Annotated in this window: 7 protein-coding genes; 3 read left to right on the forward strand and 4 right to left on the reverse strand. The window is 72.5% G+C overall.

The window, feature by feature from the left end; genetic code table 11:
- The 4 genes from ACIBAI_RS28820 to ACIBAI_RS28835 all read right to left on the reverse strand — a co-directional run.
- On the reverse strand, nt 1-431 hold a 431-nt coding region (locus ACIBAI_RS28820; protein WP_399038754.1), incomplete at its 3' end, for an aconitase family protein.
- A gap of 476 nt (nt 432-907) precedes the next feature.
- Entirely contained in the window at nt 908-2,248 is a 1,341-nt protein-coding gene (locus ACIBAI_RS28825) for a cation:proton antiporter (protein ID WP_399038756.1), read from the reverse strand.
- A 66-nt stretch (nt 2,249-2,314) separates the two neighbouring features.
- Nucleotides 2,315-3,901 carry an amino acid adenylation domain-containing protein gene (locus ACIBAI_RS28830; protein ID WP_399038758.1) on the reverse strand — a complete coding sequence of 529 codons (1,587 nt, stop codon included), beginning with the start codon at nt 3,899-3,901 and terminating at the stop codon, nt 2,315-2,317.
- A 56-nt stretch (nt 3,902-3,957) separates the two neighbouring features.
- Nucleotides 3,958-5,667, reverse strand: coding sequence for a 2-isopropylmalate synthase (locus ACIBAI_RS28835; RefSeq protein ID WP_399038759.1), 1,710 nt, complete (start codon nt 5,665-5,667; stop codon nt 3,958-3,960).
- A 509-nt stretch (nt 5,668-6,176) separates the two neighbouring features.
- Between ACIBAI_RS28835 and ACIBAI_RS28840 the strand changes: the two genes are divergently transcribed.
- The 3 genes from ACIBAI_RS28840 to ACIBAI_RS28850 all read left to right on the forward strand — a co-directional run bounded on the left by ACIBAI_RS28840 (nt 6,177) and on the right by ACIBAI_RS28850 (nt 9,490).
- Nucleotides 6,177-8,054 (forward strand): BTAD domain-containing putative transcriptional regulator, encoded by a 1,878-nt coding sequence (locus tag ACIBAI_RS28840; RefSeq protein ID WP_399038761.1) that lies wholly within the window; start codon nt 6,177-6,179, stop codon nt 8,052-8,054.
- A gap of 478 nt (nt 8,055-8,532) precedes the next feature.
- Nucleotides 8,533-8,847: a hypothetical protein gene (locus ACIBAI_RS28845; protein WP_399038763.1), complete on the forward strand. Its 315-nt coding sequence runs from the start codon at nt 8,533-8,535 to the stop codon at nt 8,845-8,847.
- Between the two features lie 61 nt (nt 8,848-8,908).
- Nucleotides 8,909-9,490: a nitroreductase gene (locus ACIBAI_RS28850; RefSeq protein WP_399038765.1), complete on the forward strand. Its 582-nt coding sequence runs from the start codon at nt 8,909-8,911 to the stop codon at nt 9,488-9,490.
- Nucleotides 9,491-9,927: the final 437 nt, after the last annotated feature.

Here is a 9,927-nt window from a genome sequence, read left to right on the forward strand (position 1 = left end):
ATGCCGAACGCCAGCGCGCCGAAGGCGCCGTGCGTGGAGGTGTGGGAGTCGCCGCAGACGACGGTGGTGCCGGGCTGGGTCAGCCCCAGCTGCGGCCCCACCACATGCACCACGCCCTGCTCCACGTCCCCCAGCGGATGCAGCCGCACACCGAACTCGGCGCAGTTCCTGCGCAGCGTCTCCAGCTGCACCCGCGACACCGGGTCCGCGATCGGCTTGTCGATGTCCACCGTCGGCGTGTTGTGGTCCTCGGTCGCGATGGTCAGGTCCACCCGGCGCACCCCACGACCACTGCGGCGCAGACCGTCGAACGCCTGCGGGCTGGTCACCTCGTGCAGCAGGTGCAGATCGACGTAGAGAAGGTCGGGCTCGCCCTCGGCGCGCCGGACGACGTGGTCGTCCCAGACCTTCTCCGCGAGTGTCCTACCCATCGCTTTCCCTCCGGCCGGGACGATCCCCGTGTCTGGCTGTGAAAGATCTCCTGTGCCTCGAAACTAGGCGGCGGCGTCCCCGCCACGTCCTTGCCGAGTCCCCTGTTCGTCCTCGCCCGCCCGGCGGGTCACACACCGCCGCTCCGGGGGACCGGAGCGCGGTCGGGACGGCGCTGCCACGGCCGCGCGGGGCAGCGCGGACCTGTTCCGGGCGGCCGCCGGGCACCGGGAGGAGGCCGCGCCGGCCCGGACGGCCGCCGCTCGCCGCCGGCCTCGCGCCGAACCGCGTCGACGAGATGATCACCGCCCGGCCGGGCCGTTCAGGTGCCGCCGCACCCCGATGGGGGCCGATGGCGGGGGCGGCTCGTCGCGCGTTCGGCGGGACGGGCCGGTGCCAGGAGGGCAAAGCAAAGGGGGGTGTTCCCTCGCGGCACACGCAAGGGAACACCCCCGGGGGGATGCCGGACGGGGAGCCTTCAGCGCGTCTCGTCCGGCGAGACGACCAGGGGCCGCCGGTCGTCCGCCGCCCGGCTCGCCGGCTCGCTCGGCCGGGGTGCCGGTACCGCCGGGCGGTGGAACCGGTCCAGCAGCGGGCCCGTCATGACGGTGGTCACGATCGCCATCGTCACCATCGCGGTGAACAGCTGGCCGTCCAGGACGCCGAGTCCCAGTCCGACGTTCAGGATGACCAGCTCCGTCAGTCCGCGGGCGTTCATCAGCACGCCCAGCACGGCGGCGTCCCGCCGGTTCGCCCCCGTGAGGCCGGCCGCGCCCGCCGCGCCGAGGAACTTCCCCGCGCACGCCACGACGAGCACCGCCACCAGGATGAGCACCCCGTGCCCGCCCAGCCCGCCGAGGTCCACGGACAGGCCGGTGACCACGAAGAAGGCCGGCAGCAACAGCAGACTGGCCTGCTCGATGCGTTCGGGGACCTCGGGAGCCGCGGCGTCGACCTCGGCCCGGGGCGCCACGGTCCCGAAGGCGAACGCCCCGAACACCGCGTGCAGTCCCATGGCCTCGGTCGCCCAGGCGCTCAGCAGCAGGCCCACGACCAGGACGGCATGGGTGACCAGGGCGCCGGACCACGGGCGCGCCGGGGCCAGGGCCCAGGCCAGCGCCGGCCGGACGAGCCAGACCAGCGCGGCCAGCAGCGCCACGCAGGCGAGGGCCATCCGCACCAGCGGCCAGGGACCGGTGCTGCCGGCGAGCGCGACGACCACGGCGAGGACGATCCAGGCGAGGACGTCCTGGATCGCCGCACACGCCACCGAGATGACGCCCACCCGGTCCTTCTGCAGGCCGCGTTCGCCGATGATCCGGGCGAGCACCGGGAAGGCGGTGATGGACATCGCCGCCCCGAGGAACAGGGCCGGCACGAGCACCCCGTCCGTCCTCATCTGCGTACGGTCGAACCACGGCACCAGCGCCACCGCGAGGGCGGCGCCCAGGGCGAACGGCAGGGCGACCGAGGTCAGCGACACGGCGGTGACCTGCCTGCCGTGACGGCGCAGCCGCGCCGCGTCGAACTCGTAGCCGACGCCGAACATGAACAGGACCAGCCCGAGTTGCGACAGGACCTGCAGATACGGCATGACCTCCGGGGGGAAGACGACGTCCACCACGTCGCCCGGCAGCAGGCCCAGCACACTGGGCCCGAGGACGACCCCGGCGACGATCTCACCGACGACGGCCGGCTGCCGCAGACGCTGGGCGAGCCCGGCGAAGACGGACGCGGCGGCGACGATCAGCGCCAGCGCGCACAGCAGACCCGCCGTGGCTCCGGGCGACGGCCCGGCGGCGATGGTGTGTGATCCCAAGACTGCGACTCTCCCATCCGACGGGGGAAGAAGGAACGACGGCCGCGCCGGGGGCGGCGCGGCGGGCTAGCGCGCGCCCGAGCCGGCCAGGGGCGAGCCGGCCCGCAGCCGGCCCGCCAGCGCCTTGCGGTCGACCTTCCCGTTCGGGTTCAGCGGGAAGGCGTCCAGCGGGACGAACTGCTGCGGCACCATGTTCCGCGGAAGCGTGCCGAGCAGGTCACGCCGCAGGGTCCGCTCGTCGAAGCGGTCCCCGGCCGGGATCACCAGGGCGACCAGTCGCGTGTCCTGCCCCGCACCGACGGGCACGACGACCACGTCACGCACGTCCTGGTGACGGCGCACGGCGTGCTCGACGTCGCCGAGGTCGATGCGCATGCCCCGGATCTTCACCTGGTGGTCCAGCCGTCCGACGACGACGAGTTCGCCCGACGGGGTGGTGTAGCCCTGGTCACCGGTGCGGTACAGCCGCACGTCGGCACCGTCGCGGCGCACGGTGACGAACCTGGCCGAGGCCTCCGGACCGGCGTTGAGGTAGCCGGCCCCGACACTGATCCCGGACACGCAGATCTCCCCGACCTCGCCGTCCCGGACCTCCCGGAGGTCGCCGTCCAGGATGTGGATCTCGGTGTTGTAGACCGGGGGGCCCGCGGGCATCGGGCCCTCGGCGTAGGAGTCGTAGTCCACCATGCGGTGCGAGGAGGCGACGTCCGTGCACTCGGCCACGCCGTACTGGTGCAGCAGCAGGCACTGGTTGCCCTCGCGGGTGGCCCACTGCGCGACCCGGGCGGCGGACATGGGCTCGCCGCCGATGAAGACGTAGCGCATCGCCGACAGCACCTCGGTGCCCTGCGCCATCTCCCGTTCCACCAGCAGATACAGCGTGCTCGGGGCGCAGTGCAGGGTGCGCACCCCCAGCTCGCCGATCAGCCGATGGGCGAGGCTGACGTCGAAGCTCCGGCTGGGCAGCAGATGCAGGGGCGCACCGGTGAACAGCGGGGTCATCAGGCTGCGCTGGCTGATGTCGAAGCCGAACGAGCTCACCAGCAGGTTGCCCGACTCGTGGTCCAGGCCGTACTCGAGGGTGAGCCAGTTGAGCAGGTTGAACCAGCCCTCGTGGCGTACCGCGGTGGCCTTGGGCGTGCCCGTGGACCCCGAGGTGAACACGACGTAGCACAGGTCGTCGGAGCCGATCTCCACGACCGGGTCCGTCGTGGGGAGGTCCTGGAGGCCGAGCCCCGGGTCGCCGATGTCGACGACCCGGCCGGGGGCCCCGGCCACCAGCGCGAGCGTGTCACCGCCGGCGACCACCACGTCCAGCTGCGGGAGCTGGGAGACCATCAGCCGCAGGCGCTCGGGCGGATAGGACGGATCGAGCGGCACGTAGGCCGCGCCGGCCTTCAGCACGCCCAGGACGGTGGCCACGAGATCGCTCGAGCGGTCGACGCACACGCCGACGACCGAGCCGCGCGCGACGCCGATCGAGGCCAGGTGGTGGGCCACCTGGTTGGCCCGTGCGTTGAGTTCACCGTAGGTCAGGCGTTCCGTGCCGCAGGTGAGAGCCAGCCGCCGGGGGTGGCGGGCGGCGTGCGCCTCGAAGACGCGGTGCGCGACGCGTTCCTCCGGCAACGGGACCTTGGTACCTGTCAAGACCATGTCATGTTCCTTGTCGGATCGAAGACTGCGGGTCGTCCCGGTCCACCGGGCCTCGGTCAGCGGCGGGGGCCGCGCTCGCCCTGCCGGTCCGCGGCGAGCACCCGGTTGACGCCGTTGAGTACGGCGCAGACGGCGGCCGTCGCGGGATCGGCGTGCAGGCCCGCCGTGTGCACGATCCCGCCGGCGCAGGCGAGCCGGGCGTACACGGCGGTGCGCTGGTCGGACGTCTGCTGCGTGGTCCGGTCGTGCAGGGTCACCTCGTGGCCGCCGGCCCGGAGCGCCGCGACGGTCGCGGCGGCGACGTCGTCACCGGTGCCGGTGAGATGGACCTCCTCACCGTCCGGGCCGACGAGGAGGAGCCGCAGCGTGGTGCCGCCGGGGCCGCCCCGCTCCGCCTCCGCCTCCTTCAGCAGCAGCCAGGGCCGCGGCTCCAGGTAGAGGTCGGTGAACGCCTCCCACAACTGGCGCGAGGTCAGCTCGGTGCCGGCGCGGTCGGCGATGCTCTGGACGGCGCGGGCGAGCTCGATCCGCATCGGGCGCGGCAGGTCCAGGCCGTAGTGAGTCTTGAGCACCTGGGCGATGCCGCCCTTGCCGGACTGGCTGTTGACGCGGACCACGGACTCGTAGGTCCGGCCGACGTCCTTGGGGTCGATGGGCAGGTAGGGCACCTGCCAGGGGAGCCGGCCCGGGCTGGTGCCGGCGGTACGGGCCTGGCCGTCCAGGGCGGCCAGCCCCTTGCCGATGGCGTCCTGGTGGGTCCCGGAGAACGCGGTGTACACCAGGTCGCCGGCGTACGGGTGGCGGGCGTGGACGGGCATCTGGTTGCACTCCTCGACGGTGCGGCGCACGCGGTCGATGTCGGAGAAGTCCAGTTGCGGTTCGACGCCGTGGCTGAACAGGTTCAGCGCGAGCGTGGCCAGGCAGACGTTGCCGGTCCGCTCGCCGTTGCCGAACAAGGTCCCCTCGACACGGTCCGCCCCGGCCAGCAGGGCGAGTTCGGCGGAGGCCACCGCGGTGCCGCGGTCGTTGTGCGGATGGACGGACAGGATCACCGACTCACGGCGGTCGAGGTTGCGGGACATCCATTCGACCTGGTCGGCGAAGACGTTCGGGGTGTCCGTCTCCACCGTGGTCGGCAGGTTCAGGGTGACCGGGCGGTCCGGGGCGGCGTCCCAGGCGGCGACGACGGCGTTGGACACCTCCAGCGCGTAGTCCGCCTCGGTGACGTTGAAGGTCTCCGGGGAGAACTCGTACCGCATCGCGGCGCCCGGCATCGCGTCGGCCAGCCGCGCCACCCGGTGCGCGGCGTCCAGCGTGAACGCCTTCAGCTCCGCCGGCGACATCTGGAAGACCACGTCGCGCCACAGGCACGCGGTGGCCAGGCACAGGTGCACCACTGCACGCCGTGCTCCGCGCAGGGCCTCGAAGGTCCGCTCGATCAGTTCCGGGCGGGCGGGCGTGAACACCACGATGGTCACGTCGTCCGGCACCCGGTCCTGGCGGATCAGGTCCCGCACGAAGGAGAACTCCGCCTCGCTGGCCGCCGGATACCCGACCTCGATCTCCTTGAAGCCCAGCTCGACCAGCAGGTCGAACATCCGGCTCTTGCGTGCGGCGTCCATCGGGTTGGCCAGTGCCTGGTTGCCGTCCCGCAGGTCCACCGACGCCCACAGGGGGGCGTGCCGCAGCACGTTCGCCGGCCAGGCGCGGTCGGTCAGTCCCCCGGGGACCCGTTCCGCCGCCCGGCCGTACCGCTCGAACGGCATCCCCGAGCCCCGCTGTGCGTTCCACCACGGCTGCGCCGCCGCGCCGTCACCCGTAGTACCCCTCGCTGCCACCCCGGCCATACGCGATCAGCCTCCCTGAGCAATCCCTGCCTCGAAAACCAACCCGTCGACCGTCACCCCCGGCGTCCTCATTGCGTCCTCGAACCATCCTCATCCCGCCTCTTACCGCGGGCTCACAGAAAGAACCCGATCCGCGCGGAAGCGCCGGCCGCACCGGCGGGACGAGTTCGGGGGGCCGAACCGGACCGCATGGCGGCAGGGCGCCACCGAACCGCGCGAACCGGCCATCTTTGTAAACTCCGGCACCCCTGGTAACACTTCGGATGTTTGCCTGGCGGTGTTGCCCCGGAGCGCCGCAGCCTGCACCATCTCACTTGTTGAAAGGGTCCTTACGAGGATTCCTCGGCGAAAGGTAGGCTCGCCGGGGCAATTTCTGGGCTGTGTTTGCCGAGTGTTCTCACTGGCCTGATGGCCGCGGGAGTGTACGCATGGAGTTGCGCATCTTAGGACCGCTGGAAATCCACGTCGGCAGGGAACGCTTATTCATCTCCGGCACCAAGCGCCAGGCGGTACTCGGCGCCCTGTTGCTGGCCGATGGAGCGCCCGTCCCGATCGACCGGCTCATCGACACCGTATGGGAGGCGGACACTCCCGCGACGGCCGTCAAGCAGATCCGCAACGCCACCTCGGACCTGCGCCGCCTCCACCCTCGGCTGGCCGAGAACCTGCGGCTGGCGGGCGACGGGTACCAGCTGGTGACGGACGGCTGCGAGGTGGATGCAGCAACGTTTCTGCGCCGTACTGCCGAGGCCAGGACGCTGCTGGCGGAGGGGCGCGCCGAGGAGGCGCTGGACCGGCTGCGGTCTGCCCTCGCCCTGTGGCGCGGGCCCGTCCTCGAGGGCCTCGACCGGCCCGCGCTGCAGGCTCAGATCGCGGCGCTCGACGAGCTGCGGCTGGTGGCCATGGAGCAGCGCGTGGAATTGGAGCTGGCGGCGCAGAACCATCACGCGCTGCTCGGTGAACTGTCCACCTGGGTGGCTCGGCACCCCCTGCGGGAACGGCTGGTGGCCCAGTACATGCTGGCCCTGCACCGGTCCGGGGCACAGGCCGCCGCGCTCAAGCTATTCGAGCGGACTCGCAGAACTCTCAAGGAGGAACTGGGAGTCAGCCCCGGGGCGGACATGCAGGAGGCCCACCGCCATATATTGCAGGGAATTCGACCAGGTTCTCCGGCCCGCGGCATACGGCTCGGGCGCAATAATCTCCCGCCCCCCGCCGCGCATTTCACCGGACGGGTCAGGGAACAACGGGTGATATATGAAGCCGGCCGGACGGTGCAGTCAAAAGAACGGCCTCTCAAGCCCGCCCCGGTGGTCATCGCGATCGATGGAATGGCGGGCATAGGGAAAACCACGCTCGCGCTGCACGCCGCGCATCACCTGACAGCCGATTACCCGGACGCCCAGCTGTTCGTCGACATGCAGGCCTACGCCATGACCGACCGCCCCCGCGATCCGGGCACCGCCCTGGGGATACTGCTGTCCGGGCTGGGCGTGCCGCCGGAGCGCATGCCCCGCCGCATGGACGAACGGGTCGCCCTGTGGCGCCGGCTGCTCGCCGACCGCCGGGCGCTGATCGTCCTCGACAACGTCACCGACACCCGGCAGACGCTGCCCCTGCTGCCCACCGCTCCCGGCTGTCTCACCGTGGTGACCAGCCGCAACCGGCTGACGAACCTCATGGCGACCTGCCATCTGACCGTGCAGGAGATGTCCCAGTCCGAGGGCCGCACGCTCTTCGGCAAAATCGTCGGGGACGACCGTCCCCGACGGGAGCCGGCGGCTGTCGAGCACATCGTCGCCCTCTGCGGGGGGCTGCCGCTGGCGATCCGGCTCGCCGCGGCCAAACTCCGTCACCGCCCCGGCTGGTCCGCCTCGCACCTGGCGGCGCGGCTCGGCGTGGGCCGGCAGTGGATGGCCACCCTGGAGGCGGAAGGGGGCAGCGTCGCAGAGGTGTTCCGGCAGTCCTACGAGGGCCTGGGCACGGCACAGCAGCAGCTCTTCCGTCTGCTGGGGCAGGTGCCGGCCGACCGGATCGAGCCCCGTACCGTGGCCGCCCGCGCCGGACTGTCGGTCGCCCACGCCGAGCGGCTTCTCGAATCGCTCGTGGACGCGCATCTGTTGAGCGCGACCGGACCGGAACCGCGGTACGCCATCCACGAATTGGTCCACGCCTTTGCAGCCCAACTCGCGGGCGCGGCACAGGAGGCACCTGTGATACCCGCCGAGCAGTGCCTCACGGGTGTTTCCCCGGCGGGCGGCATATTCCCCCAGCACCACGTTCCGGATCTCGACGGCGCCGGTTAAGGCCGCCGCGCCGGCGGCCCACTCATCGGTATGCGGGCGGACCTTTGGACGGCGTTCTCCGACCAGGAGCCGGACCGGCGCTTTGCCCACCGCCTTTGCAGGACGGCTTGCGGGCGCGCACCGTGCGAACCGCCGAACGCCGGCGATCAGAACATCGGCGCGCACGAACGACCGCATACGCAAATGACAGCACGCGTCGACGAAGCCGCGTGCGCACGACGGCGTACCCGAAGAACCCTCGCGGACGGAGGCTCGCGCGCACGATGGCGTGCGCGAAGGCGACCGACGCGCGGACCACGGCGTACGCGAACGCCGCGGCGGCCGCGTCGCCGCCCCGCGGCGGTGAGGATCGCCCGAGGACGGACCGAGGACGGCGACGGGCAGGATGAAGTCCGTGGTCCTGGACCAGGGCCGGTCTCCGTCGCCCGGTGCCGCCAGCCGCCGGGTGTGCCTCGTGGGCACGAACGAGAGGAAGCATGTGAGCGCACAGCATCTGACCGAGACGGACACCGGCCGGCCGGCGGTCCTGCCCCTGGTGCCCGGTGTCGTGGACGGCCTGATCGCCGCGGTGACCGACACCGACGACAGCGTCTCCCTGCAGATCAGGGTCAAGATCCCGGGCGCGGGTCCCGGGGGCTGCGACCGCATCGAGGTGCTGCTCGACGCGGAGTACAAGCAGGCCCTCGCCCGCGTCCTGCTGGCCTCGCCCGGACCGGCCGACGGCGCGGTCCCCCACGTCCCGCTGATCCGCTGCTCGGTCGGCGTCGGGGCGCGGATCCGCCCGGACGACTGAGAGGGCCGTCCGCCGGCGATGCCGACCCGAGCCATGCCGCTCCCTTCTGGAAGGGCTAGAGATGGAGACCCTGGAGACCGTGCTGACCAGGCGCAGCGTCAGCCGTCTCAGCGAGCCTGCCCCTGACGACAGGCAGTTGCTCACCCTCGTGGAAGCCGCGATGACCGCGCCCGACCACGGCAGACTGCTGCCCTGGCGCCTGGTCACGCTGCGCGGTGAGGAGCGTGCCGAACTCGGCGTACGGTTCGCCGCGTGCTCGGCGGACGAGCCGTGCGCCCGGGCGCGGGCCGCCGCCAAGCCGCTGCGCGCGCCCCTGCTCATCGCCATCGTCTTCGCCCCGGTCGCCCACCGCACGATCCCGCGCTGGGAGCAACTGGCGTCCACGGCGGCCGCGATCCAGACCCTGTCCCTGCTGCTGCACGACCGGGGCTACGCCTCCATCTGGCGCACCGGCCCCGCCACCCGCGACCCCGGAGTGCGCGCCCTGCACCGGCTGCGCCCCGACGAACAACTCCTGGGCTGGCTGTACACGGGCACGGCCGTGGGAGCCCCGCCGCCGCGGCGGCTGCCCGACCCGAGCGCCCGGATCCGCACGCTCACGCAGCTCGCCACCCCCCACGCGAAGGTGGAGGCCTGCTGCTGACGACTTCGGTCCGCGCCGCCCGCGCGGCGCCGCCCCGCCGAGACCCGGTGCGCCGCTCGGCCCGCCGAGCGGCGAGCACCGCACCGAGTTCGTGCCCGGCCCGACGGCGCCGGGGACCGCAGATCCCCGGGACCCGCCGTACGCGGCCCGGCCACGAGCATCCGCACCTGACGACAGGAGAGGAGGGATCAGCCATGAAGGTCACGCGCGTGTACGAGGAGGGCCTCGTCAAGGAGTGGCACGGCAACGTCATCTGACGTCGGCCCGCTCACCGCAGGCCGTGGGGGGGGGGGGGGGGGCCCCCCCCCCCCCCCCCCCCCCCCCCCCCCCCCCACCCACCCCCCCCCCCCCCCCCCCCCCCCCCCCCCCCCCTCCCCCCCCACCCCCCCCCACAGACCCCCCCCCCAAAACAAAAACACAACCCCCAAACCACCCAA

It is taken from the genome of Streptomyces sp. NPDC051041, from assembly GCF_044456065.1.
GTDB lineage: Bacteria > Actinomycetota > Actinomycetes > Streptomycetales > Streptomycetaceae > Streptomyces > Streptomyces glaucus.

Excerpts from the sequence above, each read along its gene's own strand:
- ACIBAI_RS28840 (WP_399038761.1), top strand. The coding sequence starts at position 6,177 with ATGGAGTTGCGCATCTTAGGACCGCTGGAAATCCACGTCGGCAGGGAA.
- ACIBAI_RS28850 (WP_399038765.1), top strand. The coding sequence starts at position 8,909 with ATGGAGACCCTGGAGACCGTGCTGACCAGGCGCAGCGTCAGCCGTCTC.
- ACIBAI_RS28830 (WP_399038758.1), bottom strand. The coding sequence starts at position 3,901 with ATGGTCTTGACAGGTACCAAGGTCCCGTTGCCGGAGGAACGCGTCGCG.
- ACIBAI_RS28835 (WP_399038759.1), bottom strand. The coding sequence starts at position 5,667 with ATGCCGTTCGAGCGGTACGGCCGGGCGGCGGAACGGGTCCCCGGGGGA.